Genomic DNA, 26,606 nt, shown 5'->3' on the forward strand with positions numbered 1-26,606 from the left:
ACCATTCAACAGGCCGTGAAACCAAGAACGTTTTCAGTCAGGCCTTTGTTCTACGCCAGCGTACTTAGCGCTGGCGTATTGTTGTGCGCCTTTTCCGCCCACGCGGATGACCGCGATCAACTCAAATCTATTCAGGCCGATATCGCCGCGAAAGAACGCGACGTACGCCAGCAGCAGCAACAACGCGCCAGCCTCCTGGCACAACTTAAAGCCCAGGAAGAGGCCATCTCGGCCGCAGCACGTAAGCTGCGCGAAACGCAAAGCACCCTGGATCAGTTAAACGCGCAAATTGATGAGATGAACGCCTCAATTGCCAAACTGGAGCAGCAAAAAGCCAGCCAGGAGCGTAATCTTGCCGCGCAGTTGGACGCCGCTTTCCGCCAGGGCGAACACACCGGCATTCAGCTTATTCTTAGCGGAGAAGAAAGCCAGCGTGGGCAACGCCTGCAGGCCTACTTCGGCTATCTGAACCAGGCGCGCCAGGAGACTATCGCCGAACTGAAACAGACTCGCGAACAGGTCGCCACGCAAAAAGCCGAGCTGGAAGAGAAGCAAAGCCAACAACAAACGTTGCTGTATGAGCAGCGCGCCCAGCAGGCGAAGCTGGAGCAGGCGCGTAATGAACGTAAGAAAACGCTTGCCGGACTGGAGTCGTCTATTCAGCAAGGCCAGCAACAGTTAAGCGAACTACGCGCCAACGAATCACGCCTACGCAACAGTATCGCGCGGGCGGAAGCGGCGGCCAAAGCGCGAGCGGAGCGTGAAGCCCGCGAAGCGCAGGCGGTACGCGATAAGCAGCAGGAAGCCTCGCGTAAAGGCAGCACCTATAAGCCGACGGAAAGCGAGCGTTCGCTAATGTCCCGCACCGGCGGTCTGGGCGCGCCACGCGGTCAGGCATACTGGCCGGTACGCGGCCCGATCTTGCATCGCTATGGCGAACGGCTGCAGGGTGAGCTACGTTGGAAGGGGATGGTGATCGGCGCGTCGGAAGGCACCGAGGTCAAAGCCATCGCCGACGGCAGGGTGATTCTGGCGGACTGGCTGCAAGGCTATGGCCTGGTGGTGGTCGTGGAGCATGGTAAAGGTGATATGAGCCTTTACGGCTATAACCAGAGCGCGCTGGTCAGCGTAGGCGCGCAGGTGCGCGCCGGACAACCTATCGCCCTTGTGGGCAGTAGCGGCGGTCAGGGCAGACCCTCGCTTTATTTCGAAATTCGTCGCCAGGGTCAGGCCGTCAATCCACAGCCGTGGTTGGGAAGATAAGTTTTGCCTCAGTTTCGTCGCTCCATTCTCACGCTGGCCACTTTGCTGGCGTTTGCACATCCCGTTTTCGCTGGCAAGCTCGCCATCGTGATTGATGATTTTGGCTATCGCCCGCACACGGAAAACCAGGTTCTGGCGCTGCCGCCAAACATTTCCGTCGCCGTACTGCCCAACGCGCCGCACGCGCGCGAAATGGCAACTAAAGCCCACAATAGCGGGCATGAGGTGTTAATCCATCTGCCGATGGCGCCGCTAAGCAAACAGCCGCTGGAGAAGGATACGCTGCGACCAGATATGAGCAGCGATGAGATCGAGCGCATTATCCGCGAGGCGGTAAACAACGTGCCGTATGCCGTCGGGCTTAATAACCACATGGGCAGCGCAATGACTTCCAGCCTGTTCGGTATGCAAAAAGTTATGCAGGCGCTGGAACATTACAATCTCTATTTTCTCGACAGCATGACGATTGGCAATAGCCAGGCGATGCGCGCGGCATCCGGTACGGGTGTGAAAGTGATCAAGCGCAAAGTGTTCCTCGACGATACGCAAAACGAGGCGGATATTCGCCGTCAGTTTAATCGCGCTATCGAACTGGCCCGTCGCAACGGTTCCGCTATCGCGATTGGACATCCGCATCCCGCAACGGTTCGCGTGCTGCAACAGATGGTTTATCGCCTGCCGGCGGATATCACCCTGGTACGTCCAGGCAGCCTGCTCAACGAACCGCAGGTAGATACGTCCCGACCTGGTGTGACGCCGCAGAAAATTGACGCGCCGCGCAATCCCTTTCGCGGCGTGAAGATGTGCAAGCCGAAAAAACCGCTGCAACCGGTCTACGCTACGCGCTTTTTCAGCGTCATCGGCGAGAGTATTACGCAAAGTTCCGTGGTTGCCTGGTTTCAGCACCAGTGGCAAGGCTGGGGGAAAATCGCCGCGCCTAAAAACGTGAGCGCTAAGACAGATTGAGCGCCTTACGGGCCATACGACGGTGCGACAAGGTTTTGTCGCGCCATTGCCACAGCCGGAAAGACCAGAGCAGCGTCTGATAAGCCGCTTTCGCGCTGCGGACGTTAGCCATCATTCGTCTATACATGCCAGAAGTAAAAATTTCGGCAATCATACGCTGGCGGGTCAAAATATCAGGCTCTTTACGTACCGCATGACAAACGCGTAACGCTTCCCAGGTAATTTGCTGGCGAAATTCCGGGTAAATCGGAATACGACGGGCATAATCACGATTGAGCTTTTCTAATAACCGCGTAATTTTAATATAATGCCGCTGATAATTAAGATTTTTATTGCCTTGTCTTTGCAAACGGCTTACCGAATTATCATGCAGGAAATATTTATATAATGATTGTTCGGTATAACGTACGCGCGTGGCATTAAACATAACTTCCGTCGACCATAATATGTCCTGATGATGTAGTCCGGGAACGAAAGTAATATTGTTATCGGTAATTAACGCACGTCGATAAACGCCCATCCAGACAACATGCGTCCAGCGCCGCGAGGCCAGCGCCATACGCAACCAATCCGGTCCGCTTAATACTCCGGTGGAGCGCAGACGATCGGTCGGAATAGATTGCCAGGCGTGCCCGGTTTTTCGGACGCACCAGTCCGCGTTGCACTGCGCAACGTCCAGATCATCGTTAAGCGCCATGGTCATCAGCGTTTCATACATCTTCGGGTAGACCAGGTCATCTGCATCGACAAAGGCGACATAATCGCCGGTCGCTGCTTGCAGGCCAAGATTACGGGCGACAGATGCGCCAGCATTGGCCTGATGAAGCAGTCGAACATGCGGGTAATGTTCCGCGTAATGTTTTGCTATCTCAACGGAATGATCCGTCGATCCATCATTCACAATAATAATTTCCAGCGCCGACCACGTTTGCGCGATTAATGACGCCATGCAAGCATTAAAATCCGCTCCCGCATTATATAACGGGACAATGATACTCACTTTGGTTTTACTATTTTTCATAACGATTACCAGAAAAACCTTAATTTACCCTGCCTTTATACTGTGGCTCTATTAAGAAACTATTAAGCCGCCATAATTAATTTTTACAGTAAAAAGCAAGCACAAAACTCAGAGTAGAGCGTGACGTTAGCGAGTAAAATAAGAGTAAAGCGCAATTACGAATGCTTGATGTCTATGACAATTCTTTACGGCTTTCCAGATTTTCCCTAACAAAAAAGGTTGGCGAATGACACCAACCTTTTACGATGAAACGTATATCAGACCCGATAAATATCATCGGGTCTCTATACATATTAATCCCAGCTCAGAATAACTTTTCCTGACTGGCCTGAACGCATGGCGTCAAAACCTTTCTGGAAATCATCAATAGAGAAACGATGGGTGATAATCGGTGACAGATCCAGACCGGACTGGATCAGCGCCGCCATTTTGTACCACGTTTCGAACATCTCACGACCATAAATACCTTTAATGAACAAGCCCTTAAAGATAACTTTTGTCCAGTCGATAGACATATCTGATGGCGGAATCCCCAGCATCGCAATACGACCGCCGTGATTCATGGTGTCCAGCATGGTACGAAACGCCGGCGGCGCGCCGGACATCTCCAGACCCACATCGAACCCTTCGGTCATTCCCAGCTCCGCCATGACGTCGTTCAGGCTCTCTTTCGCGACGTTGACCGCGCGGGTGACGCCCATTTTACGCGCCAGCTCCAGACGGTATTCATTGACGTCAGTAATCACCACATGACGCGCACCGACATGTTTCGCCACCGCGGCGGCCATTACGCCGATTGGCCCCGCCCCCGATACCAGTACATCTTCGCCGACCAGATCGAAAGACAGCGCCGTATGCACCGCATTACCAAACGGGTCGAAAATAGAGGCTAAATCATCAGAAATGTTATCCGGGATTTTAAACGCATTGAATGCCGGGATGACCAGGTATTCCGCGAAGCAGCCGGGACGGTTGACGCCCACGCCGGTGGTGTTGCGGCACAGGTGAGTACGACCGCCACGGCAGTTGCGGCAATGACCGCAGGTGATATGACCTTCGCCGGAGACGCGATCGCCGATTTTAAAGCCTTTCACTTCCTGACCGATGCCGACCACTTCGCCGACATATTCATGCCCCACGACCATCGGAACCGGGATGGTTTTTTGCGACCAGTCATCCCAGTTATAGATGTGAACGTCAGTGCCGCAGATGGCTGTTTTACGGATTTTAATCAGCAAATCGTTATGGCCGACTTCCGGTTCCGGAACGTCGGTCATCCAGATGCCCTCTTCCGCTTTCAGTTTGGATAACGCTTTCATCTTACATCCTCAGGCAATCACGCCCAGTTGTTTACCAATACGCGTGAACGCGTCTACCGCACGCGTAATTTGCTCAGGCGTATGCGCCGCAGACATCTGGGTACGAATACGCGCCTGACCTTTTGGTACGACCGGATAGAAGAAACCGGTAACGTAAATGCCCTCTTTTTGCAGTTCGCGGGCAAATTTCTGCGCGACAACCGCATCTCCCAGCATTACCGGGATGATGGCGTGATCCGCGCCTGCCAGCGTAAATCCCGCGGCAGACATCTGCTCACGGAACTGCCGGGCGTTCGCCCACAAGCGATCGCGCAGTTCTGCGCCCGCTTCCACCATCTCTAACACTTTAATAGAAGCCGCCACGATCGCCGGCGCCAGTGAATTGGAGAACAGATATGGGCGGGAACGCTGACGCAACCACTCAACGACCTCTTTGCGCGCCGCGGTATAACCGCCGGATGCGCCGCCTAACGCTTTGCCCAGCGTACCGGTAATAATATCTACGCGGCCCATTACGTCGCAGTATTCATGGGAACCGCGACCGTTTTCGCCGACAAAGCCTACCGCGTGAGAATCATCAACCATCACCAGCGCATCGTATTTATCGGCCAGATCACAGACACCTTTCAGATTGGCGATGACGCCATCCATTGAGAACACCCCGTCGGTAGCGATCAGGACATGACGCGCGCCGGCCTCACGCGCCTCTTTCAGCCGAGCTTCCAGCTCAGCCATATCGTTGTTGGCATAGCGATAGCGCTTCGCTTTACACAAACGCACGCCGTCAATGATAGACGCGTGGTTCAGCGCGTCGGAGATAATGGCGTCTTCCGCGCCCAGCAACGTCTCAAACAAGCCGCCGTTAGCGTCGAAACAGGAGGAATACAGAATCGCATCTTCCATGCCGAGGAAGCTTGCCAGCTTTTGCTCCAGCGCTTTGTGGCTGTCCTGGGTGCCGCAGATAAAACGCACGGACGCCATACCGAAACCGTGGCTGTCCATTCCCGCTTTTGCGGCATTAATCAGCTCAGGGTGATTCGCCAGCCCGAGATAGTTATTGGCGCAAAAGTTAATAACGTGGCTTCCATCCGCCACGGTGATATCCGCCTGCTGCGCAGACGTAATAATGCGCTCTTCTTTAAACAATCCTTCCGCCCGGGCGGTTTCCAGATCGTTGGTTAACTGTTTGTAAAAATCCCCACGCATTGCGATTCTCCAGACTGGGCAAATTTCAGCACATATTACCCAAAGCGATACGTTGATACGAGATGACGCGTCATCACTTCTTTAAAATGCAGCATAAATCACGCGTATCCTCACGGGTTATCAGTGAATGGATGAATAGTGTTATGATAAGAGCATTCATGTCTGAGACAGTCTCTGACACCATAATTCAAAGGTTACAGTTATGATCATCGTTACCGGCGGCGCGGGCTTTATCGGCAGCAATATCGTTAAAGCCCTGAATGATAAAGGTATCACCGATATTCTGGTGGTGGATAACCTGAAAGACGGCACCAAGTTTGTAAACCTGGTGGATCTGAACATTGCTGACTATATGGATAAGGAAGATTTCCTGATCCAGATTATGTCCGGAGAAGAGCTCGGCGATATCGAAGCTATTTTCCATGAAGGTGCCTGCTCTTCCACCACCGAGTGGGACGGCAAGTATATGATGGATAATAACTATCAATACTCCAAAGAGCTACTGCACTATTGTCTTGAGCGCGAAATCCCGTTCCTCTACGCCTCTTCTGCCGCCACCTATGGCGGTCGCACGTCTGATTTCATCGAATCGCGCGAATACGAAAAACCGCTTAACGTTTACGGCTATTCTAAATTCCTGTTTGATGAATACGTGCGCCAGATCCTGCCAGAAGCGAACTCGCAGATTGTCGGTTTCCGCTATTTCAACGTCTATGGACCACGTGAAGGCCATAAAGGCAGCATGGCAAGCGTGGCATTTCATTTGAATACACAGTTAAACAACGGCGAAAGCCCGAAACTGTTTGAAGGCAGCGAAAACTTCAAGCGCGACTTCGTTTACGTGGGCGATGTGGCCGCCGTTAACCTGTGGTTCCTGGAAAGCGGCAAGTCCGGCATCTTTAACCTGGGCACAGGCCGTGCGGAATCTTTCCAGGCCGTCGCCGACGCGACGCTGGCATACCATAAAAAAGGTAGCATTGAATACATTCCGTTCCCGGATAAGCTGAAAGGTCGCTATCAGGCGTTTACGCAGGCGGATTTAACCAATCTGCGCAACGCGGGCTACGACAAACCCTTTAAGACCGTCGCCGAAGGCGTCACGGAGTATATGGCCTGGCTGAACCGCGACGCGTAAGTATGAAAATTTTGGTCATTGGCCCGTCCTGGGTGGGCGACATGATGATGTCGCAAAGTCTCTATCGCACGCTTAAAGCGCGCTATCCCCAGGCGATAATCGACGTGATGGCGCCCGCCTGGTGTCGCCCGTTATTATCGCGTATGCCGGAAGTTAACGAGGCGATACCCATGCCGCTGGGCCACGGCGCGCTGGAAATCGGCGAGCGCCGCAGATTGGGCCATAGCCTGCGAGAGAAGCGCTACGATCGCGCCTGGGTGCTGCCAAATTCGTTTAAATCGGCGCTGATTCCTTTCTTTGCCAATATCCCGCACCGTACCGGCTGGCGCGGCGAAATGCGCTATGGCCTGCTGAACGATGCGCGCGTCCTTGATAAAGACGCCTGGCCGCTGATGGTGGAGCGCTACGTGGCGCTGGCTTATGACAAGGGCGTGATGCGCACGGCGAAAGATCTGCCGCAGCCGCTACTCTGGCCACAGCTCCAGGTTAGCGAGGGTGAAAAGTCGCTGATGTGCAGCGACTTTTCACTATCTTCTGAACGTCCTCTGATCGGCTTTTGCCCCGGCGCGGAATTTGGCCCGGCAAAACGTTGGCCGCACTATCACTACGCCGAACTGGCAAAACAGCTCATTAACGAAGGGTATCAGGTCGTGCTGTTTGGCTCGGCAAAAGACCATGAAGCCGGAAATGAGATCCTGGCGGCGCTGAATAGCGAGCAGCAGGCATGGTGTCGCAACCTGGCGGGGGAAACCCAGCTGGAACAGGCCGTCATTCTGATAGCCGCCTGTAAAGCCATCGTCACTAACGATTCCGGGCTGATGCACGTCGCGGCGGCGCTCGACCGCCCGCTGGTCGCCTTGTATGGCCCAAGTAGCCCGGATTTCACGCCACCGCTGTCTCATAAGGCCCGGGTGATTCGTCTCATTACGGGTTATCACAAAGTGCGTAAAGGCGATACGGCGCAAGGCTATCACCAGAGCCTGATCGATATCACGCCGCAGCGGGTTCTGGAAGAGCTTCATTCGCTGTTGTCGGAAGAGGGCGTTTAATGCGGGTTTTGATCGTTAAAACATCATCGATGGGCGACGTATTACATACCCTGCCTGCGCTTACCGACGCGCAACAGGCGATTCCAGGGATTCAATTTGATTGGGTTGTCGAAGAAGGGTTTGCGCAAATTCCGTCCTGGCACAGTGCTGTCGATCGCGTGATTCCCGTCGCTATTCGCCGTTGGCGCAAGGCCTGGTTTTCCGCGCCCATCAAAGCGGAACGCACAGCCTTTCATCGGGCGGTATGCGCATACCAATACGACGCTGTGATTGATGCGCAGGGGCTGGTGAAAAGCGCGGCGCTGGTGACGCGTCTGGCGCATGGGATAAAGCACGGTATGGACTGGAGTACCGCCCGCGAACCGCTGGCCAGCCTGTTTTATAACCGTAAACACCATATCGCAAAGCAACAACATGCGGTTGAACGGACGCGCGAGCTGTTCGCCAAAAGTCTGGGATACGATAAACCGCAGTCGCAGGGCGATTATGCCATCGCAAAACATTTTCTGCATTGCCAGCAGGCGGTTAGCGATCCGTATGCGGTGTTTTTACATGCCACGACCCGCGATGATAAACACTGGCCGGAAGCAAACTGGCGCGAGCTTATCGGCCTGGTGGGCAACACCGGATTACGGATAAAACTTCCCTGGGGCGCGCCTCATGAGGAGGCCCGGGCTAAACGACTGGCCGAAGGCTTTGACTATGTGGATGTGTTACCGCGTATGAGCCTGGAGGAGGTCGCCAGAGTGCTGGCTGGCGCAAAATTTGTCGTATCGGTTGATACCGGCCTGAGCCATCTCACCGCCGCGCTCGACAGACCGAATATTACGCTATATGGCCCAACGGACCCTGGGTTAATTGGAGGTTATGGGAAGAACCAAATGGCATGCTGCTCACCAGAACAGAACCTGGCGAATTTAGATGCCACAAGCGTATTTGGAAAGATTCATTAAAGAGACTCTGTCTCATCCCAAACCTATTGTGGAGAAAAGATGCTAACCACATCATTAACGTTAAATAAAGAGAAATGGAAGCCGATCTGGAATAAAGCGCTGGTTTTTCTTTTTGTTGCTACGTATTTTCTGGATGGTATTACGCGTTATAAACATTTGATAATCATACTTATGGTTATCACCGCGATTTATCAGGTCTCACGCTCACCGAAAAGTTTCCCCCCTCTTTTCAAAAATAGCGTATTTTATAGCGTAGCAGTATTATCATTAATCCTTGTTTATTCCATACTCATATCGCCAGATATGAAAGAAAGCTTCAAGGAGTTTGAAAATACGGTACTGGAGGGTTTCTTATTATATACTTTATTAATTCCCGTACTATTAAAAGATGAAACAAAAGAAACGGTTTCGAAAATAGTACTTTTCTCCTTTTTAACAAGTTTAGGGCTTCGCTGCCTTGCAGAGAGTATTCTGTATATCGAGGACTATAATAAAGGGATTATGCCATTCATAAGCTATGCGCATCGACATATGTCCGACTCCATGGTTTTCTTATTTCCAGCATTATTGAATATTTGGCTGTTTAGAAAAAATGCAATTAAGTTGGTTTTTTTGGTGCTTAGCGCTATCTACCTTTTCTTTATCCTGGGAACCCTATCGCGAGGGGCATGGTTGGCGGTGCTTATAGTAGGTGTTCTGTGGGCAATACTGAACCGCCAATGGAAGTTAATAGGAGTTGGTGCCATTTTATTAGCCATTATCGGCGCTTTGGTTATCACTCAACATAATAACAAACCAGACCCAGAACATTTACTGTATAAATTACAGCAGACAGATAGCTCATATCGTTATACTAACGGAACGCAGGGCACCGCGTGGATACTGATTCAGGAAAACCCGATCAAGGGCTACGGCTATGGTAATGATGTGTATGATGGTGTTTATAATAAACGCGTTATCGATTATCCAACGTGGACCTTTAAAGAATCTATCGGTCCGCATAATACCATTCTGTACATCTGGTTTAGTGCAGGCATATTGGGTCTGGCGAGCCTGGCCTATTTATATGGCGCTATCATCAGGGAAACAGCCAGCTCTACCTTCAGGAAAGTAGAGATAAGCCCCTACAATGCTCATCTCTTGCTATTTTTATCTTTCGTCGGTTTTTATATCGTTCGTGGCAATTTTGAACAGGTCGATATTGCTCAAATTGGTATCATTACCGGTTTTCTGCTGGCGCTAAGAAATAGATAAAAAAACGCGCTGATACTTATTACGGTATCAGCGCGTTTTCCATCGTCCGGACTCAATCACTTATCAAACCAGCTTTTCATTTGTTCCTCGAAACGCTGCGCTACATTTTCCCAACTGTATTTTGAAAACACCAGGGATTTTGCTTTTTCGGCAATCTGGTGGCGTTCCTTATCAGCAAGCGCACGGTTAATATCATTAATTATACTGTCGCTCGACATAGGTTCTGCGAGGTGATAGCCCGTTATGCCATCTAACACAAATTCGCTAATCCCCCCTTTTTTGCTGGCAAGAACCGCTTTTCCTGCTGCCATCGCTTCTACAGCTACCATGCAAAATGCTTCTTCAACCTGAGATGGCACAATAACCAGATCGGCTATATGATAGAAGTTATGCATCTGGTCGGGAGATTGCCCCCCAGCCATAATACAATCCGTTCCAATCTCTTTTGCGGCGTCCAGTACTTTCTTTTGATACTCAGCTTTTTCACCCTTGCGGCTTGCATAAGGGTCGCCAACAACAACAAGTTTAATATTACTTTTTAAGGTACGTAATTTTTTGAACGCCTGCAAAAGCAACAGGATGCCTTTATCAGGCGAAATTCTCCCGGCATATAAGAGAACGGTGGCATCTTCCGCAATATTTAATTGCTGACGGAGGTTATTTTGTGGGTTTCTTTTATAAGTCTCAGCACAAAAACCATTAGGCACAATACTAACAGCAGCGGCGGGCAATCTTTCTTCATAAAACGCTTTAAGAAACTGACTGGGCACGATAATTTTTGCATCGTTATCAGGAAGTTCTGGTTCAAATGCGTTATGCATGTGCATAACCAGTTTTGCATTCGGATTGCGCTCTCTGATCTGCCGATACAGTTTCATACTATTATGAATAACAATGACGCTATCTTCCTGGGTAGTCACTTTATCTCTAATATTAAGGACGCGCTGGGAATAGGGTAGTGGGTCGAGACGAGTCCATTTCTGAAAAAGACGCTTATAAACTTTACTAAACCCAATGTAATGAATATCACAGTTATCGTTTATTTTATTATATTCAGGATAGCCAGCATTTTTTATACAAGCAATAGCACTCGGTATTGATAGTCGTTTTGCAACCTGGTAAATCCAGGTTTCTACCGCAGCCGCGCCACGAGGAGGAATTGAAAATATAGGAGTAACAGTAAATATGATTTTTTTAATCATAATAGCTATAATCCAGAATAGTTAACTTTATAGAAAAAGAAATGTTATAGAAAAAGAAATGCGTGCCAAAGCAACGCAAAATAATGATTTATCTAGTGTCTAGACAATTTTATCGTAATATATTTCATCCTCAAGTTCCGAGGCTGTAATATATGGAATAATATCGTAATGAATTGCAGTATCATCTGATAAATTAAAGATATTTAAATCACTCACATTTTTTCTCATAAAAGTAAAAAATGGCAGTATTTTAAACAGGTCTTTACTAAGCTCAGATGGCATAGGGCTGGTAGATTCGTCATAGAAACGCGGGCAACTGCCTGTTAAGTCAAGCCCAGAACATATAATACGGCTATACTTGAGGGAATAGGCAACCTGAATAGCGGTATAAGCAATAGTATGGCAAGAGCAATAGCCGATGCTGATATCCTTGCAAAATCCAGCCAGTCGTCCTCTTTTCGAAAGAGGAACTGAAATAAGTAATGCTTTATGAACCCGCTTGAGGATATTAAATTTAATTTTCTTTAAAAAGCCCCCTTTTTCTCGGCGATAAAAGGAGCGAATAATTAAACAGTTTTCTTCAATATATTTTTGATCATCTACTGAAGCCTGTTCGTACACATCAAGATTGACGATAGTAAACTGACTGTTACGGCTAAAGTTATAAAAATCTTCGCGCCGGCGATGAAGGAAGCGAACATCCGTCAGAAGGTACAAAAATGGCTTGACGTTATTGTTTAGCAAATATTGAACAGAACCATTGACTGCAATGACATCTTTCATTCGTAACAAGGACAGCGGCGTCTTTCTGGACGTAGGACCAGAAAGAAAAATAATACAATCTTCAGCCGTTCTTTTCGCAATAAGTTGCAGAACATCGGCGTGAGTTATGAAATTAACGCTGCCCATAAAAAACTCGTATGTTTATCATGCAACCTATAAATAAATGTTATATTCAATAACTAATATTACATCTCAAATTCTCTCAAGTATGTCATAACGCTGCAGCAAATAAAAGTCAGTCAGCCCCTTAAATTAAACCAAACGTGCTACATTGGTCAGCGCTTTTCCTTACCCTTAATACGACGAAGGAAATTTCGAAGTTTTTTCTTATAAATCAATAAGTAAAATCCGATATCTCTCACATTATTTTTGATACCATAATGTCTTTCTAAATCAATACGATCCTTTGCTTTTCGTTGCCTGGAAGGTCTTTTTCCGGACAAATCGATAATTCTGATCTCATTGCCTTGCAGGATAAAGTTACCTTTATGGGGATCGCCCGAAACCATACCATGCTGATGCAGGGAATATATCGACTGTTTGATTTTCCCTCTCACCTCGTCAGAAATTTCTGGCATATCCACAAGTTCAATACCTTCAATATACTCAATTATCATCACGTATGTTTTTACATAGCGTAATGTTTTAATTTCCGCCAGCAGGTAAAAATCATTAAGCGCCGCAAACCCTTCACGCCGCACACGATCTGTCTGATGAAAAAGCTTTTCGTAGTAATCTCCTTTTACTAACGATTTGAAAAATCGTTCAGTATTTTTTACTTTTGGACTAAATACTTTGAGAATATATTTTCCGTAGTCTGTATTAATCAATACAACTTTTGTATCTTCTATATTACGGAAGACTTTAATAATCTGATGATTATAAGATAGAAAATCTTTGAATATCTCAATGTATTTTTCACCGTCTTTTTTGACAAAGACGGTATAGTTTTTAACCTTTTTTTCAATAATCATAATGGAGATTTAGGGAAGGAAATTATTTGTGGAAAATTTTACGATAAAGATATGCGCTTCCAGCCAGAAGGCCTTTAAAGTAATGACCTTGCACGAGAAGATGTTTATATCGCTTCTTAAATTCAACTATGGTACGCGCATCTTTTGCGGGAAAATCTTTCCAGGGCGAATTCAGTCGTGCATTTTTATAATAGATAACTGAAGGATAATTTGCCCAGGCATGCCATGGTTTTGTAGCGCCCGTATAATGAATTAAAATAGTATTATCATTAATTATATTGCTATATTTTTTATGTGACTTATCTTTCAACTCACTTTTGATAGTATAAATAGTATTATACGGTCGCGGTAGAAAAATGACTTTATCCTGTAGGAGAATATTCAAAACATCCTGATCGGGATATTTAAAAGAGTCAGCCTCTTTACCTGCCAAAAGTAAAAATGCCTTTTTGGTTAAGGCATTCTCTTTCCATAATTTCAGGTTAACAAAAACCACGCCGGAGTTAAAATAACCACCTTGTAAATTAAAAGCGCTTAATCTCTCATTTACCTTATTCTGGATGGAATCAACATCTTTTACGACCGCAGCGATCTTCTCTGTCAGATCAAGCTGTAAAAGATCTTGTAAAGATCCTTTGCATACAATATCGGCATCCAAATAAAGTAAGGTGTTTACCTTCTTGCTGAGATAATCGAAAGCAAATAAACGAAAATACATTGCTCTCGACCATACTTTAGTTTGAGGCAATACCTCAAGGCTTTCTACTTTAATAAGATAAAGAGAAATTTTTATGTGATGCTGTACGGCTAAACGCTCTATATATTTTACAAAACACGGGGAGTATGAATCACAAATAATGTGAAAAGCGAGCGGGATATTATTGTTTAATACAACTGAAGCGATTGATACCCCCACACCATCAAGATAGTTTTCATCAACGCCATAAGAAATGTTTAATACGTTATCATCATTATTATTACTTTCATCAAAAACTTTATATTCAGCTATTTCTATCTCAGGAAATGAATCCATTACATCACCTATGGGTTTTATTCAAGAAGTTTACGTTTAAAGTAGGCTATATAATAATTTATACCCGAAGTATAATGCTTCTGATTAAACATATGCTTTGCCGCATAACGTAACTGATGGCTAGTCACTGGATTTAAAAGCGCACAATGAGACCATGGTGAGTTGGTCTTAGCCTGTAAAAAATATTGTGACACAGGGTAAGCCCCCCAACTATGCCAGGGCTTCGTTGGTCCGATATAATGAACAAATACAGTCTCAGCATCGACTGGATTAATAACTGAATCTTTTAATTCATAGTTAAGACTAAATTGTGTATTAAATTTTTTAGCAACAAAACGCGCTTTATTCACTAACAATATATTTAATACATCCTGATCAAGGTGCGTTATGCGCTGTACTACCTCCGGATCTTTTAGCATTTCAATCGCTTTCTTAGAGATATTTTCTGCGGTCCAAAGAGGTATGTTAATTAAAATAAAACCGGCATTAAAATAGCCAGAAACCAGCCCAGGCGTTGCCAGGCTAACCGAGCGCTTAGTCCACCATTCCAACTCGCCTTCAGCAACGACAGCCGCAATCTCATTTTCAGCGAAGTTAAGATCAATAAGTTCCTGAATACTCCCCTTACATGCAATATCTGCATCCAGATAAAGTACTCTATCTGTTTTATCTGAAAAATAATCGGCGATAATGAATCTAAAGTATGTTGCATAGGTCCAGTTTTTGGTACTGGGTAGCGATTTTAAGCGCTCACAGTCGATTAGGTAAACAACAATCTGCGTAGCGTACTGTTTTGCTAATGCCTCAAATCGCTGCTGGTCTTCAGACCCAAAGAAATCGGTAAAAACATGGAAAGCTAACGCCTTCTCTGGGTTAGCGAGGAGAACCGATGCAATAGAGACACCACAGCCAAAAAGAAAGTTTTTATCAATCCCATAAGCTATATTAAATTTAGCAGCATCACTATGTTGTGCATAGTTATAATCTAAAGTCTGTTGAATGACTTCTTCTTCAAAATATTTTCTGCTCATAGTGATCACTTTTGTAATTTCGAGAATATCGCATTATTAAAATTTTTAAAATATAGCACATCGTAAAATCTCTCAATCGTGCCGGGAATAATATCATGCTGATATTTTACTTCACCAGAAATAACACGATTAAGGTGTCCTACAAAATCATCTATAGCCCCCGGGGTGTAAAGCTCACCATTCAAACCGGGTTTAATCATATCGCGCGGACCAGACATACAATCAGAACTAATACACGGAATTCCATATGACATTGCTTCCAGCAGGGTCATAGGAAATCCCTCAAATGCAGAGGTAAGTAGTAACGCGGTGACATTTTTTATTTTTTGCTGTACGACTTGCCACGGCTCGCTTTGCCAACCATACCAGATCACACGCTGCTCAATACCAAGCTCCCGACTATAGGCCTGGCACTTTTCAAAATCTGAGCCATCACCAATAATATGTAGCTGCCATTCCCCTGTCGTACGAGCTAAGCCATCAAATAGATCTTTAACTCTTTTCTGCCCTTCAAATTTAAGACGCCCTACATAGAGAAATACAGCGGGTTTATCGCGCTCAGGCGGCGGCACAATGATTGTTTTAATAGAGACAGGATTATAAACGACGCTAATATCTTGCGCTGAGATACCCCGTGCCATCATCTGTTCTTTAATACCACTACTGATGGCCAGATGATAATCCGCGTACGTTATACATTCTGCATGTTTTTTATGGTCGAGCGAAAAATGCGGCCACGAGAAAATAGTAAAATGTTTACCACTTTTCTTTCGTGCTTTATTGGCATAAAGACATGAGATGACATCAATACATATCACAATATCCGGTGACGTTTCTTTCAGCCACTGACTAAAATTATAAACATGCTTAGCTCGACGAAGAAAACTTAATTTTATATTTGAGAATGATTGCGCATATTTAATCTCTTTTAGCCATGCTTTATCCATTTTGTCATTACGACAAAAGAAAAACATTTCACAGTTGATCTTCGGAGAGCTATTTTCAAACGTATGGATAACGTTGCTAATAACGGTTTCCATCCCTCCAAAACCAGATACCGCTTCGCCTATAAATGCTATTTTCAATGAAGTCACCATTTGCTGACACTCATGTTATTCGGCTTCCTTCACTTTTAAAATTCTGTAAGAACAAACCCAATCAACACTATATTTATACTGAGACCTGATTAAAATCGAACCCCAGTCCATGATTAAAGCTATCTTTTAGAAAAGGGCTGGTTATTTTATAGTTTTTGATAGTTGAGATATTATTTAGGTTATACTGAACTGTGCTATTAAACCCATATATCTCTAATGATATCCCTTGCTCCAGATATTCTAAAATAATGTCCTCGGCTATCATTTCAGAGTTAACATTCAATACACCATTAAACTGATGAGAGTCATATCGAGGGTGAGGAATATATATATCGACCGCTTCTTTTTTAATAAACCGCTGAAGATGCTGAAGAAAAACACACTCATCTTCTTTATTTTTTAACGCATCAGTATATACAGTTCCCAATAATACTTTTTTAAAGCCATTATTCGTATCAGGAAGACCGTTATGGTGTACCAATATAATTCCTTCGGTCTTTTCAATTATGTTGGTTCTATTAGGAAATAGAGTATAATGTTTTGCGTCTAACTTTAATATTTCATCTTTATGATATTTACGCCCCATCAGCTTTCGTATTAACTTCGATGTGGCGTTTATATTCTTATTTTCATACATTATACTTTTCTGATTGATATTATTTGTACCATCATCAAAGGTTTTTATTTCAGAAAAAGTGATACAAGATAAAATATGGTGTATAAGCGGGACATGAAAATTCGCGAAGAAAACGGTATGATATTCTCTGGCATACTTTTCCATGATTTTTTTAGCATACCGTGTTCTTTGAATCGTTTTAAATGTCGAAAATTTTGCTACCTGCGGGACGATCTCTGAGTGCCGACATAACGGCTGAATTTTTTTTAAATAGTACTGATTTTTTACGTTATCTACATCGCCGATAAATAAAACATCAACTTTTTTCAACCGCTCTTTTTCTATAATTGACCGTGCAATCAATAATTGCAAATTAGTCATGCATATGAATAGAAACATATAGCCTCTAAGCTATTTAAAAATATAATTTTTATATTAAAGATTTTTTCTTATTGTTCTTTCTTTGATTCGAGCGGCTTTAACATCCGCCAGGTGAATCAACCCCGATTCTTTTTGTAAAATCTCTCGCAGGGGGAGTGAGAAATACTCACGCATAAACCGGAATATATCTCGCTGAGTCAGGCCAATATTCATTGAAGAAAAATAAAGCCCAATTAAATCTTTGTCACGCCAGCGAAGGGGAACGTGCTGACGTATCTGCGCGCGATGCAGGTCGATTACGGAGATTTTTAAATCCTCTTCGCGACCAGTGAAAGGTAAATGCAGAAGAAAGTGGCAAATATAACAGTCGCGATGGTTAATTCCCCCGGCGTGCATTTTACGTACCATAGTCGCAACACGCTTAATGATCATCCACTTCACCTGCGCGTCCGGTGGATTAACAGCCCAGTCAGCACAGTAGTCTTCAAGGCTAATGGTGGGCGTTAAATCTTCGGTGATAATAAATGATGTTCTGGTTAGCGGGTTTACGCCTTTTTCACCAAAACCAACACCGTGCATCGTATCAACGCCCAGCTCATGTAGACGATGAATGGCGTGCCATTCTCTGTCAGCGCCCAGAACAGGCATACGTAACGAAATCAGGTTCTTCACAATTTCTTTCAGCGAAGTGCCTTTATGCCACTTCAGGAAGTAGCTTTTACCGTCCAGCTCAAACCGCAATGTTCGACGCGTCTCCAGCTCTCTGAACACTTCGCCCTGTAACGTTTTTACTTCCTCAAAAGCATCTTTACCGCGCCATAGTGTGGTTAACGGCGCTTTCAGCTCAACCATCTAAATCACCTGTAATAATATCCGCGGCCTTCTCCGGTAAGCTGTATAAATCCTGGGTATCAGCATAATACCGCGCATTTTCAGCCCAGGCGTTGCGTAAGGAAGGCTGTGTCAGCGCTTTGAGTAAAACCTCATTTAGCGCATCCTGGCGGAATGGTTCAGTCATCGCTTCGCCACAGTTTGCATCCACAATATAATGTGCATAACCGCACACCGCGGTTGTCAGCACCGGCAAACCAGCAGTAATGGCTTCCAGCAAAACAATACCAGCAGCTTCCTGATAGGCTGGATGCAGTAAAAGGTCGGCTGCCGCCATTAACTCCGCGATATCATTACGTCCGGAGAAAAAATGCACATTCGTGCCGACGCCGCTTCTTTCAGCCAGTGCTGCAAACTTCTTCGGCTTATCCTGCCCGACAACATAGAGCACCGTATTTTGCCGTAAAGATTCGGGTAGCGATGCCAGCGCTTCAATAGAGCGATCCACACCTTTACGGGTAAAGTCAGACCCTACTTGTAACAGTAATTTTTGCTGTTCTGAGATACCATTTTTCTGACGATAAATTTGACGACTGTTCGGGATCTGTTGGCTATATTTTCTGTCCGGGTAAATCCCCGGAGGAAGAATATGGAAACGCTCCGCTTCAGTCTGATAATGTTTTTGGAAGTCAGCAATCTGTTTATTCGTCAGCATTAATAGTTGCGTCGGCTTGCCGTGTTCAAACGTGACGCGTTCAAAAGCAGCATAATGCCGATAGCGTGATGTCAGGCGATAGAAAAAACCTTTTTCCTGTGCGACTTTTTCGGCGTAACACACGTCTGCGGCGTAATACACATCAAGGCCCGGCATCTTATTGAATCCAACCACCCGATCGACAGGGTGGTCGCGCAAATGGTGTTGCACCCAGGCATAATATTCTGCGTTACGACCGTGGTTCGTCCGGGATTTAACCGGCACGCGGATTAATTCAAAGTTATCCGGGCATTCCCCTTCCCATGACTGAGTATAAACACGAACCTGATGCCCTCGCGCCGCCACGGTTTGGGCAATGCGCATAAAATCACGCTGCAGACCGCCAAAAGGAAAATATTTATATAAGCAAAAGGCAACTCTCATAGCAGGCTGTCCAAATCTATGGGGCGTGCCTCATGCGGCAGCATTTTTTCCGTCGCGGCGATAACATCTTCAGCCGGAATCACGGAAAGGTATTTTTTATTGCGATCAAGCTCATGCCGTTCAGGCATCGGCTGATAATTTCCTGCCCAAAACTGAATGATGTCGTCGGTCCAGGGACGCCAGAACACATGATCCGTCGCGCCGAAAAGGCAAATGACCGGCGTTTTGACTGCTGCGGCAATATGCCCAGGGGCCGAATCAACGCCGATAAAGAGATCCGCATGGTCAATCAACGCGCCCAATTCAGGAAAGCGAGTTTTACCCGCCAGACCAGTAACCGGTTTTGTCTCACAGCCGCGTGCAATAGCATCCACGCAGGCCATCTCGTCTGCGGCCGGGCCTGACGTCAGTACAACTTGATAACCGCGGCGCTGCACGGCATCAATAACCTGCGAGAATTTATCATTATCCCAGCACTTAAATAGCTGCCGTGCCGTAGGCTGAATAACAACATATTGTCGGGTCACACCAAGTTGTTTGAGCTGTTGTCGCATGTTTTCCCAATGTTCCGGGCGATAGCTCATGGTGGTTTCCGTGACATACTGTTTTAGCGCTAACGGCTTTAACGCGGATAATGTGCGCTCAACAGCATGTTCTCCCGCATAAGGTACTAAATGCGTAAAGCTCTTTTTCCATAAAGCAGACTGGCGATTACCGAAATCCTGCGAGATTTTTATTTTTGCGTTTAAAAAACGCACAATAAGCGCCACGCTCCACTGATCGGTGAGATTGACGACCAGATCATACGAGTTAGCACGCAATTTTTTGATTAGCGATAGCGCGTTTTTGATCTTCTCTTTTGTTCCTGCGCCTTTGTTACTGATGCCGTAGAGTGCATTAATCTCCGGATTTTCCGACAATATCGGTATGGTGTTCTGGTAAAGAAGCACATCGATTTTTGCATCGGGATAATTCTGCTTCAGCGTGCTGATGACAGGAGTGGTAAGTAACATGTCTCCATGAAAACGCATTTTTATAATCAGAATTCTTCGAAATGGCTTTTCCACAAGCGACTCTTTGGTTGAAATTGTCCGGATAAATAAGCAGAAAAAAGCACGCTACCGCCCCAGGCTTCACAGCAACCCGATGGCTAATACCGCACTCATTTTAGATGCGCTAGTGTAACACTTCTTTCGCAGCAATCCGATACGAATAATTTTTATACACAATCATTTTTTTAATCATAAATTCAAAGAGATATTAATTTATCCCTCTCTTGTGAATGGTCATTCCCATTGTCCGGGGCGACAAGGGCGGCAAATTTCAATGGATTGCGTAAAAATGCAAAAATAATGGGGTTCAGCGCCTGGAATCCTCGCTTCTGAGCCAATTTGGCGCAAAAATGGGAAAAGTAATGGTAAAGCCCAGGCTAAATACATAGAATCCCCAGCACATCCATAAGTCAGCTATTTACTATGCTCGAATTGCTTTACACCGCTCTTCTCTACCTTATTCAGCCTCTGATCTGGATACGGCTTTGGGTGCGTGGACGTAAAGCGCCGGCCTATCGTAAACGTTGGGGTGAACGCTACGGATTCTACCGCCGTCCGTTGAAACCGGGCGGAATCATGCTGCATTCCGTCTCGGTGGGCGAAACTCTGGCGGCCATCCCATTGGTCCGCGCTCTACGTCATCGCTATCCCGATCTGCCTATTACCGTAACGACCATGACGCCGACCGGCTCGGAGCGCGTCCAGTCCGCCTTTGGCAACGATGTTCAGCACGTTTACTTGCCTTATGATTTGCCCGATGCGCTCAATCGTTTCCTCAATGAGATTGATCCTAAGCTGGTATTGATCATGGAGACTGAGCTCTGGCCAAATCTGATTGCTGCGCTGCACAAACGTCATATTCCGCTGGTTATCGCTAATGCACGGCTTTCCGCCCGCTCCGCCGCGGGTTATGCGAAGCTTGGCAAGTTTGTCCGTACGCTCCTGCGCCGTATCACCCTGATTGCCGCGCAAAACGAAGAAGATGGCGAACGCTTTGTGGCATTGGGCGCGAAGAACAATCAGGTCACGGTCACCGGCAGTCTGAAATTTGATATTTCAGTTACGCCGCAGTTGGCGGCTAAAGCCGTTACGCTACGCCGCCAGTGGGCGCCGCACCGTCCGGTCTGGATTGCCACCAGCACCCACGATGGCGAAGAGAGTATCGTTATCGCCGCTCACCAGGCGTTATTACATCAATTCCCGAATTTATTACTGATTCTGGTGCCCCGCCATCCGGAGCGTTTCCCGGATGCTATCAATCTTGTGCGTCAGGCAGGGTTAAGCTACATCACTCGCTCTTCGGGCGAAGTGCCGTCCGCCAGCACCCAGGTCGTGGTAGGCGATACCATGGGCGAATTAATGTTGCTCTATGGCATTGCCGATCTCGCCTTTGTTGGTGGTTCGCTGGTTGAACGCGGCGGTCACAACCCGCTGGAGGCCGCCGCTCATGCGATTCCGGTACTGATGGGGCCGCATACCTTTAACTTTAAAGATATTTGCGCCCGTCTGGAGCAGGCAAGCGGGCTTATCACGATTACCGATGCGGCTACGCTGGCAAAAGAAGTTTCCTCTTTACTGACCGACGCTGATTATCGTAATTTCTACGGACGTCACGCAGTTGAAGTGCTGTATCAAAATCAGGGCGCGCTCCAGCGTCTGCTGCAACTGCTGGAACCTTATCTGCCACCGAAAACGCATTGAGGACTGTCATGCAAAAACGGGCGATTTATCCAGGCACGTTTGATCCGATTACTAACGGTCATCTCGATATTGTGACGCGCGCAACGCAGATGTTCGACCATGTCATTCTGGCCATCGCCGCCAGCCCCGGCAAGAAACCCATGTTCACCCTGGACGAACGTGTGGCGCTGGCGCAAAAAGCGACCGCACACTTGGGTAACGTAGAGGTGGTGGGCTTTAGCGACCTGATGGCCAATTTCGCCCGCGACAGACGGGCGAATATCCTGATTCGTGGTCTGCGCGCGGTGGCGGATTTTGAATATGAAATGCAGTTGGCGCATATGAATCGCCATCTGATGCCGCAACTGGAAAGCGTTTTCCTGATGCCGTCCAAAGAGTGGTCGTTTATTTCATCGTCGCTGGTCAAAGAAGTGGCACGCCATCAGGGCGATGTGACCCACTTTCTGCCGGACAATGTGCATCAGGCGCTAATGGATAAGTTGAAATAAGTTTCCTTCCTTGCCGGGCCTGGCGTTTTACTTCTGACAGTGACGGCAATAGAACGTCGCACGCTGTGCGTGTTTCGTTGCGACTATCGGCGTACCGCATACCCGACACGGCTCGCCTTTGCGCCCGTACACCTGCAACTCCTGCGCAAAATAGCCCGGTTTCCCATCGCTTTGCAGAAAATCCTTCAGCGTTGTCCCGCCTTGTTCAATAGAGCGCAGCAAAACGGCTTTAATCACCCGCGCCAGCAGGTCGCACTCCTCTGTCGAGAGTGACGACGCCAGGCGGTCAGGGTGAATACCAGCGGCAAACAGCGACTCGCTGGCGTAGATATTCCCCACGCCGACCACCAGCTTGTTATCCATCAGCCAGGGTTTAATCGCCGTCTTCTTCTTCGCGCATTTCTGCTGCAAATATTCGCCATTAAACTCATCGCTTAGCGGCTCCGGTCCCAGATGCGCCAGTACGTTATGCCCTTCCAGCTCTTTGGTCCATAACCAGGCGCCAAAGCGGCGAGGATCGGTATAACGTAGAATTTTGCCATTGCTCATCACCAAATCGACATGGTCGTGTTTTTCCGCCGGCAGCGCTTCCGGCAGTATCCGCAAGCTTCCCGACATCCCCAGGTGAATAATTATCCAGCCGTCAGGCAACTCCAGCAGTAGATATTTAGCACGACGCTGAACGCTAAGGACAGGTGTATCGCTCAGACGATAAATTTCGTCTGAAACCGGCCAGCGCAGACGGCCGTTACGGATATGGGCGTGCAGGATAGTAGCGCCAACTAAATGGGGTTCAATACCCCGGCGGCTGGTTTCAACTTCGGGTAATTCAGGCATAACGTCTCCGGCTGTGTGGCAGGTCTCATTAATATGGGGACGGCCAGAAAACAAAAAACCCCGCCGAAGCGAGGTTTTTGTTACATCAAAGCGAGAATTATTTGATTTTCGCTTCTTTGTAGATCACGTGCTGACGGACAACTGGATCGAATTTTTTCAGTTCCAGTTTTTCCGGTTTAGTACGTTTGTTCTTCGTAGTGGTATAGAAGTGACCAGTACCAGCAGAAGAAACCAGCTTGATTTTCTCACGAATACCTTTAGCCATGATTTATTTCCTCTTAGTACTTAGTACTTTTCGCCACGGGCACGCAGTTCAGACAGAACTGTTTCGATGCCTTTTTTATCGATGATACGCATACCTTTAGCAGATACACGCAGGGTGACAAAACGCTTCTCGCTCTCAACCCAGAAACGGTGAGAGTGCAGGTTAGGCAGGAAACGGCGTTTAGTCGCGTTCAGTGCGTGGGAACGGTTGTTACCGGTCACCGGACGCTTGCCAGTAACTTGGCAGACTCGGGACATGTCTATTCTCCAAAAATCAAATTAGCTCGAGCTTCGTATGGGGTATCGGCGCCTCGTCAGGCTTTACAGCCTGGTCATCGCGCAGTTCTATTGAACTCTCGATTGCCAGGCCCAAATGCCAAACCCGAGATTCTCAAAGGTGGCGTAGTATACGCTGACCCGGCGATATGCTCAAGTCCCGAACAGACAAAGATCCCGATGGATCGCGCAAAGAATCTTAAATCCAGCCGCGTTCGGCAAAAGAAACGTACTCTCCGCGCCCAATTATCAGGTGATCGAGCACCCGGATATCCATAAACTGGCAACACTTTATCACGCGCTCAGTGATAAGTTTATCTGCTTTACTTGGCTCTGCGCAGCCTGAAGGGTGGTTATGCGCCAGAATGACCGCTGAAGCATTGAGTTTAATCGCTTCCCGAACAATCTCACGCGGATGCACCTCTACGTGGTTAAGCGTGCCGGAAAACAGGCGGCTGTGCTGAAGCACCCGGTGCTGGGCATCGAGGAAGATCACCAGAAAGATCTCACGCTCTTCGCCCGTCAGTTGGCTTTGCAGAAATTCCCGCGTCATTTCCGGACTCAGCAACGCACTTTCCTCATTCATGCGCACGCTGTAATAGCGCCTTGCCAGCTCAGCAATGCCTTTCAACTGCGCGAATTTCGCCAGGCCGATGCCGTTTACGCCGCGAAACTGCGCAAAGTCCGCCGACAACAGGCCATACAGCGACCCAAAGTGCTGCAATATCTCTTTTGCCAACGTCATAACATCTTTTCCCGGCGTGCCGGTACGTAAAAAAAGCGCCAGCAGTTCCACGTCGCTGAGGGAAGCAATGCCGGATCTGAGCATTTTTTCACGCGGTAATAACTCGTCCAACGTATCCATACGCGCACCTCCTTTTTTAAGGAAGCGGCATAGTGGCACAGCCTTTGGGAGAGATCGACGCCCCGATTTTGTTCTTGCGTAGCGCCTCGCAAAGTGGAGCGCAGGCAAAGACACGACGCCGTAGAGATTGTGATAAAATAGCCGCCTTTCAAAGTCACCCAACAGGAAAGACATGATGAGCCTGGCCGGTAAAAAAATTGTTCTCGGCGTTAGCGGCGGTATCGCTGCGTATAAAACGCCGGAGCTGGTGCGCCGTTTACGTGAGCGCGGCGCTGACGTGCGCGTGGCAATGACCGAGGCGGCAAAAGCCTTTATTACCCCCCTGAGCTTACAGGCAGTGTCGGGCTATCCCGTATCCGACAGTCTGCTTGACCCTGCCGCCGAAGCCGCGATGGGGCATATCGAGTTGGGGAAATGGGCCGACCTGGTGATTCTTGCTCCCGCGACCGCCGATCTGATCGCCCGTGTAGCATCGGGTATGGCTAATGATTTAGTCTCCACCATCTGCCTGGCGACGCCAGCCCCGGTGGCCGTTCTTCCGGCCATGAACCAACAGATGTACCGCGCTGCCGCCACGCAACATAATCTGGAGGTGCTCGCCTCTCGCGGCCTGTTCATTTGGGGGCCGGATAGCGGCAGTCAGGCGTGCGGCGATGTAGGCCCAGGCCGAATGCTGGACCCATTAGTTATCGTTGATAAGGCCGCCGCGCATTTCGCCGCCGTCAACGATCTGCGACATCTTAATATCATGATTACGGCAGGTCCGACGCGCGAACCGCTCGACCCGGTGCGTTATATTTCCAACCACAGCTCAGGTAAAATGGGCTTCGCTATTGCGGCGGCCGCAGCGCGTCGCGGCGCAAATGTCACGCTGGTCTCCGGTCCCGTTTCGTTACCAACGCCGCCTTTTGTAAAACGGGTTGATGTCATAACCGCGCTGGACATGGAAGCCGCTGTTCAGGCCGCCGTTCAACAGCAGCACATTTTCATTAGCTGCGCCGCTGTGGCTGACTATCGCGCAGAGACTATCGCCAGTGAAAAAATCAAAAAACAGGCGGCGCAAGGTGATGAATTACTAATAAAAATGGTCAAAAACCCGGACATTGTCGCCGGGGTGGCCGCACTCAGTGACAATCGCCCCTACGTTGTTGGGTTTGCCGCGGAAACGAATAATGTGGAAGAATACGCCCGGCAAAAACGTATCCGCAAGAACCTTGACCTGATTTGTGCAAATGATGTTTCTCTTTCAAATCAGGGATTTAATAGCGATAAAAACGCTTTACACCTTTTCTGGCAGGATGGAGATAAAGTCTTACCGCTTGAGCGGAAAGAACTCCTGGGCCAATTATTACTCGACGAGATCGTGACCCGTTATGATGAAAAAAATCGACGTTAAGATTCTGGACCCGCGTGTTGGTCAGCAGTTTCCGCTGCCGACTTATGCTACTTCTGGTTCTGCCGGGCTTGACCTGCGCGCCTGTCTCGACGACGCCGTAGAACTGGCGCCTGGCGCAACGACGTTGGTGCCTACCGGATTGGCCATTCATATCGCCGATCCATCACTGGCGGCAGTCATGTTGCCGCGTTCTGGCCTGGGCCATAAACATGGTATCGTGCTGGGCAACCTGGTCGGGCTGATTGATTCCGATTATCAGGGGCAACTGATGGTTTCGATCTGGAACCGTGGTCAGGACAGTTTTACCATTGAACCGGGCGAACGTATCGCGCAAATGGTGTTTGTTCCGGTCGTTCAGGCCGAATTTAATCTGGTGGAAGCATTTGACGCCACCGAACGTGGCGAGGGCGGCTTCGGTCATTCTGGCCGTAAGTAAATTTTACGCATCCCCATAACGTCATAATACTGCCGCAAG

The 26,606-nt window shown here is 47.7% G+C and carries 27 protein-coding genes; 10 read left to right on the forward strand and 17 right to left on the reverse strand.

Annotated features, from left to right (window positions below; translation table 11 throughout):
- The first annotated feature begins 3 nt into the window (after nucleotides 1-3).
- The gene (gene envC, locus ACLD4F_RS17200) at nucleotides 4-1,263 is read left to right on the forward strand and encodes a murein hydrolase activator EnvC (RefSeq protein WP_058814511.1); all 1,260 of its coding nucleotides are present in this window, start codon (nucleotides 4-6) and stop codon (nucleotides 1,261-1,263) included.
- A 3-nt stretch (nucleotides 1,264-1,266) separates the two neighbouring features.
- Nucleotides 1,267-2,229, forward strand: coding sequence for a divergent polysaccharide deacetylase family protein (locus ACLD4F_RS17205; RefSeq protein WP_079981651.1), 963 nt, complete (start codon nucleotides 1,267-1,269; stop codon nucleotides 2,227-2,229).
- Here the strand turns inward: ACLD4F_RS17205 and ACLD4F_RS17210 are convergent.
- From ACLD4F_RS17210 to kbl, 3 genes are all read right to left on the reverse strand, one after another.
- Nucleotides 2,216-3,250 (reverse strand): glycosyltransferase, encoded by a 1,035-nt coding sequence (locus ACLD4F_RS17210; protein ID WP_000798200.1) that lies wholly within the window; start codon nucleotides 3,248-3,250, stop codon nucleotides 2,216-2,218. The two genes, ACLD4F_RS17205 and ACLD4F_RS17210, sit on opposite strands and share 14 nt — an antisense overlap.
- 293 nt (nucleotides 3,251-3,543) lie before the next feature.
- The gene (gene tdh, locus ACLD4F_RS17215; RefSeq protein ID WP_000645990.1) at nucleotides 3,544-4,569 is read right to left on the reverse strand and encodes an L-threonine 3-dehydrogenase; all 1,026 of its coding nucleotides are present in this window, start codon (nucleotides 4,567-4,569) and stop codon (nucleotides 3,544-3,546) included.
- 9 nt (nucleotides 4,570-4,578) lie between these two features.
- Entirely contained in the window at nucleotides 4,579-5,775 is a 1,197-nt protein-coding gene (gene kbl / locus ACLD4F_RS17220; protein ID WP_001213790.1) for a glycine C-acetyltransferase, read from the reverse strand.
- Nucleotides 5,776-5,977: 202 nt separating this feature from the next.
- Between kbl and rfaD the strand changes: the two genes are divergently transcribed.
- From rfaD to rfaL, 4 genes are read left to right on the forward strand one after another with little or no spacing between them, the layout of a single operon-like run.
- Nucleotides 5,978-6,910: an ADP-glyceromanno-heptose 6-epimerase gene (gene rfaD, locus ACLD4F_RS17225; protein ID WP_000587771.1), complete on the forward strand. Its 933-nt coding sequence runs from the start codon at nucleotides 5,978-5,980 to the stop codon at nucleotides 6,908-6,910.
- 2 nt (nucleotides 6,911-6,912) lie between these two features.
- Nucleotides 6,913-7,959 carry an ADP-heptose--LPS heptosyltransferase RfaF gene (gene rfaF / locus ACLD4F_RS17230; RefSeq protein WP_000699196.1) on the forward strand — a complete coding sequence of 349 codons (1,047 nt, stop codon included), beginning with the start codon at nucleotides 6,913-6,915 and terminating at the stop codon, nucleotides 7,957-7,959.
- Complete coding sequence (rfaC, locus tag ACLD4F_RS17235; protein WP_001264614.1) at nucleotides 7,959-8,912, forward strand: lipopolysaccharide heptosyltransferase RfaC; 954 nt, start codon at nucleotides 7,959-7,961, stop codon at nucleotides 8,910-8,912. Before rfaF ends, rfaC begins: the two co-directional genes overlap by 1 nt.
- Nucleotides 8,913-8,951: 39 nt before the next feature.
- Entirely contained in the window at nucleotides 8,952-10,166 is a 1,215-nt protein-coding gene (gene rfaL, locus ACLD4F_RS17240; RefSeq protein ID WP_411010952.1) for an O-antigen ligase RfaL, read from the forward strand.
- 56 nt (nucleotides 10,167-10,222) lie between these two features.
- On the opposite strand, the gene ACLD4F_RS17245 is transcribed toward rfaL, so the two are convergent.
- The 10 genes from ACLD4F_RS17245 to rfaQ all read right to left on the reverse strand — a co-directional run bounded on the left by ACLD4F_RS17245 (nucleotide 10,223) and on the right by rfaQ (nucleotide 20,319).
- On the reverse strand, nucleotides 10,223-11,368 hold the full coding sequence (locus tag ACLD4F_RS17245; RefSeq protein ID WP_000591835.1) for a lipopolysaccharide N-acetylglucosaminyltransferase: 1,146 nt from the start codon (nucleotides 11,366-11,368) through the stop codon (nucleotides 10,223-10,225).
- 99 nt (nucleotides 11,369-11,467) lie between these two features.
- Nucleotides 11,468-12,277, reverse strand: a complete 810-nt coding sequence (waaZ, locus tag ACLD4F_RS17250) for a 3-deoxy-D-manno-oct-2-ulosonate III transferase WaaZ (protein WP_000536020.1) — start codon at nucleotides 12,275-12,277, stop codon at nucleotides 11,468-11,470.
- A gap of 149 nt (nucleotides 12,278-12,426) precedes the next feature.
- Nucleotides 12,427-13,125 (reverse strand): lipopolysaccharide core heptose(II) kinase RfaY, encoded by a 699-nt coding sequence (gene rfaY / locus ACLD4F_RS17255; protein WP_000582812.1) that lies wholly within the window; start codon nucleotides 13,123-13,125, stop codon nucleotides 12,427-12,429.
- A 22-nt stretch (nucleotides 13,126-13,147) separates the two neighbouring features.
- Nucleotides 13,148-14,158, reverse strand: a complete 1,011-nt coding sequence (rfaJ, locus tag ACLD4F_RS17260) for a lipopolysaccharide 1,2-glucosyltransferase RfaJ (RefSeq protein WP_000376860.1) — start codon at nucleotides 14,156-14,158, stop codon at nucleotides 13,148-13,150.
- 17 nt (nucleotides 14,159-14,175) lie between these two features.
- A complete protein-coding gene (waaO, locus tag ACLD4F_RS17265; protein ID WP_411010953.1) occupies nucleotides 14,176-15,189 on the reverse strand; it encodes a lipopolysaccharide 3-alpha-galactosyltransferase in 1,014 nt (337 codons plus the stop codon).
- 5 nt (nucleotides 15,190-15,194) lie between these two features.
- Nucleotides 15,195-16,274, reverse strand: a complete 1,080-nt coding sequence (gene waaB, locus ACLD4F_RS17270; RefSeq protein ID WP_023201726.1) for a lipopolysaccharide 1,6-galactosyltransferase — start codon at nucleotides 16,272-16,274, stop codon at nucleotides 15,195-15,197.
- 85 nt (nucleotides 16,275-16,359) lie between these two features.
- Nucleotides 16,360-17,283 carry a glycosyltransferase family 52 gene (locus ACLD4F_RS17275; RefSeq protein ID WP_001533871.1) on the reverse strand — a complete coding sequence of 308 codons (924 nt, stop codon included), beginning with the start codon at nucleotides 17,281-17,283 and terminating at the stop codon, nucleotides 16,360-16,362.
- Between the two features lie 54 nt (nucleotides 17,284-17,337).
- Nucleotides 17,338-18,135 carry a lipopolysaccharide core heptose(I) kinase RfaP gene (gene rfaP / locus ACLD4F_RS17280; RefSeq protein ID WP_076935879.1) on the reverse strand — a complete coding sequence of 266 codons (798 nt, stop codon included), beginning with the start codon at nucleotides 18,133-18,135 and terminating at the stop codon, nucleotides 17,338-17,340.
- Nucleotides 18,128-19,252 carry a glycosyltransferase family 4 protein gene (locus tag ACLD4F_RS17285; RefSeq protein ID WP_080095189.1) on the reverse strand — a complete coding sequence of 375 codons (1,125 nt, stop codon included), beginning with the start codon at nucleotides 19,250-19,252 and terminating at the stop codon, nucleotides 18,128-18,130. Before ACLD4F_RS17285 ends, rfaP begins: the two co-directional genes overlap by 8 nt.
- On the reverse strand, nucleotides 19,249-20,319 hold the full coding sequence (rfaQ, locus tag ACLD4F_RS17290) for a lipopolysaccharide core heptosyltransferase RfaQ (protein WP_001522125.1): 1,071 nt from the start codon (nucleotides 20,317-20,319) through the stop codon (nucleotides 19,249-19,251). Before rfaQ ends, ACLD4F_RS17285 begins: the two co-directional genes overlap by 4 nt.
- Nucleotides 20,320-20,727: 408 nt before the next feature.
- Between rfaQ and waaA the strand changes: the two genes are divergently transcribed.
- Nucleotides 20,728-22,005, forward strand: coding sequence for a lipid IV(A) 3-deoxy-D-manno-octulosonic acid transferase (waaA, locus tag ACLD4F_RS17295; protein ID WP_001661391.1), 1,278 nt, complete (start codon nucleotides 20,728-20,730; stop codon nucleotides 22,003-22,005).
- A gap of 8 nt (nucleotides 22,006-22,013) precedes the next feature.
- Nucleotides 22,014-22,493, forward strand: coding sequence for a pantetheine-phosphate adenylyltransferase (gene coaD / locus ACLD4F_RS17300; protein ID WP_076727425.1), 480 nt, complete (start codon nucleotides 22,014-22,016; stop codon nucleotides 22,491-22,493).
- Nucleotides 22,494-22,520: 27 nt separating this feature from the next.
- Here the strand turns inward: coaD and mutM are convergent, their stop codons facing one another.
- From mutM to radC, 4 genes are all read right to left on the reverse strand, one after another.
- A complete protein-coding gene (gene mutM, locus ACLD4F_RS17305; RefSeq protein WP_001114508.1) occupies nucleotides 22,521-23,330 on the reverse strand; it encodes a bifunctional DNA-formamidopyrimidine glycosylase/DNA-(apurinic or apyrimidinic site) lyase in 810 nt (269 codons plus the stop codon).
- Between the two features lie 97 nt (nucleotides 23,331-23,427).
- Nucleotides 23,428-23,595 (reverse strand): 50S ribosomal protein L33, encoded by a 168-nt coding sequence (rpmG, locus tag ACLD4F_RS17310; RefSeq protein ID WP_001051798.1) that lies wholly within the window; start codon nucleotides 23,593-23,595, stop codon nucleotides 23,428-23,430.
- Nucleotides 23,596-23,615: 20 nt separating this feature from the next.
- The gene (gene rpmB, locus ACLD4F_RS17315; protein ID WP_001519051.1) at nucleotides 23,616-23,852 is read right to left on the reverse strand and encodes a 50S ribosomal protein L28; all 237 of its coding nucleotides are present in this window, start codon (nucleotides 23,850-23,852) and stop codon (nucleotides 23,616-23,618) included.
- 217 nt (nucleotides 23,853-24,069) lie between these two features.
- Nucleotides 24,070-24,735, reverse strand: a complete 666-nt coding sequence (gene radC / locus ACLD4F_RS17320) for a RadC family protein (RefSeq protein WP_000380129.1) — start codon at nucleotides 24,733-24,735, stop codon at nucleotides 24,070-24,072.
- A 175-nt stretch (nucleotides 24,736-24,910) separates the two neighbouring features.
- Here radC and coaBC point away from each other — a divergent pair, with 175 nt between their 5' ends.
- A complete protein-coding gene (gene coaBC, locus ACLD4F_RS17325) occupies nucleotides 24,911-26,131 on the forward strand; it encodes a bifunctional phosphopantothenoylcysteine decarboxylase/phosphopantothenate--cysteine ligase CoaBC (RefSeq protein WP_000050176.1) in 1,221 nt (406 codons plus the stop codon).
- Entirely contained in the window at nucleotides 26,109-26,567 is a 459-nt protein-coding gene (gene dut / locus ACLD4F_RS17330) for a dUTP diphosphatase (protein WP_000976078.1), read from the forward strand. Before coaBC ends, dut begins: the two co-directional genes overlap by 23 nt.
- Nucleotides 26,568-26,606: the final 39 nt, after the last annotated feature.

The sequence above is a fragment of the Salmonella sp. 741265050_HSA genome (genome assembly GCF_046569445.1).
GTDB lineage: Bacteria > Pseudomonadota > Gammaproteobacteria > Enterobacterales > Enterobacteriaceae > Salmonella > Salmonella enterica.

Excerpts from the sequence above, each read along its gene's own strand:
- ACLD4F_RS17210 (WP_000798200.1), bottom strand. The coding sequence starts at position 3,250 with ATGAAAAATAGTAAAACCAAAGTGAGTATCATTGTCCCGTTATATAAT.
- tdh (WP_000645990.1), bottom strand. The coding sequence starts at position 4,569 with ATGAAAGCGTTATCCAAACTGAAAGCGGAAGAGGGCATCTGGATGACC.
- kbl (WP_001213790.1), bottom strand. The coding sequence starts at position 5,775 with ATGCGTGGGGATTTTTACAAACAGTTAACCAACGATCTGGAAACCGCC.
- rfaD (WP_000587771.1), top strand. The coding sequence starts at position 5,978 with ATGATCATCGTTACCGGCGGCGCGGGCTTTATCGGCAGCAATATCGTT.
- rfaF (WP_000699196.1), top strand. The coding sequence starts at position 6,913 with ATGAAAATTTTGGTCATTGGCCCGTCCTGGGTGGGCGACATGATGATG.
- rfaC (WP_001264614.1), top strand. The coding sequence starts at position 7,959 with ATGCGGGTTTTGATCGTTAAAACATCATCGATGGGCGACGTATTACAT.
- rfaL (WP_411010952.1), top strand. The coding sequence starts at position 8,952 with ATGCTAACCACATCATTAACGTTAAATAAAGAGAAATGGAAGCCGATC.
- ACLD4F_RS17245 (WP_000591835.1), bottom strand. The coding sequence starts at position 11,368 with ATGATTAAAAAAATCATATTTACTGTTACTCCTATATTTTCAATTCCT.
- waaZ (WP_000536020.1), bottom strand. The coding sequence starts at position 12,277 with ATGGGCAGCGTTAATTTCATAACTCACGCCGATGTTCTGCAACTTATT.
- rfaY (WP_000582812.1), bottom strand. The coding sequence starts at position 13,125 with ATGATTATTGAAAAAAAGGTTAAAAACTATACCGTCTTTGTCAAAAAA.
- rfaJ (WP_000376860.1), bottom strand. The coding sequence starts at position 14,158 with ATGGATTCATTTCCTGAGATAGAAATAGCTGAATATAAAGTTTTTGAT.
- waaO (WP_411010953.1), bottom strand. The coding sequence starts at position 15,189 with ATGAGCAGAAAATATTTTGAAGAAGAAGTCATTCAACAGACTTTAGAT.
- ACLD4F_RS17275 (WP_001533871.1), bottom strand. The coding sequence starts at position 17,283 with ATGACTAATTTGCAATTATTGATTGCACGGTCAATTATAGAAAAAGAG.
- rfaP (WP_076935879.1), bottom strand. The coding sequence starts at position 18,135 with ATGGTTGAGCTGAAAGCGCCGTTAACCACACTATGGCGCGGTAAAGAT.
- ACLD4F_RS17285 (WP_080095189.1), bottom strand. The coding sequence starts at position 19,252 with ATGAGAGTTGCCTTTTGCTTATATAAATATTTTCCTTTTGGCGGTCTG.
- waaA (WP_001661391.1), top strand. The coding sequence starts at position 20,728 with ATGCTCGAATTGCTTTACACCGCTCTTCTCTACCTTATTCAGCCTCTG.
- coaD (WP_076727425.1), top strand. The coding sequence starts at position 22,014 with ATGCAAAAACGGGCGATTTATCCAGGCACGTTTGATCCGATTACTAAC.
- mutM (WP_001114508.1), bottom strand. The coding sequence starts at position 23,330 with ATGCCTGAATTACCCGAAGTTGAAACCAGCCGCCGGGGTATTGAACCC.
- rpmG (WP_001051798.1), bottom strand. The coding sequence starts at position 23,595 with ATGGCTAAAGGTATTCGTGAGAAAATCAAGCTGGTTTCTTCTGCTGGT.
- rpmB (WP_001519051.1), bottom strand. The coding sequence starts at position 23,852 with ATGTCCCGAGTCTGCCAAGTTACTGGCAAGCGTCCGGTGACCGGTAAC.
- radC (WP_000380129.1), bottom strand. The coding sequence starts at position 24,735 with ATGGATACGTTGGACGAGTTATTACCGCGTGAAAAAATGCTCAGATCC.
- coaBC (WP_000050176.1), top strand. The coding sequence starts at position 24,911 with ATGAGCCTGGCCGGTAAAAAAATTGTTCTCGGCGTTAGCGGCGGTATC.
- dut (WP_000976078.1), top strand. The coding sequence starts at position 26,109 with ATGATGAAAAAAATCGACGTTAAGATTCTGGACCCGCGTGTTGGTCAG.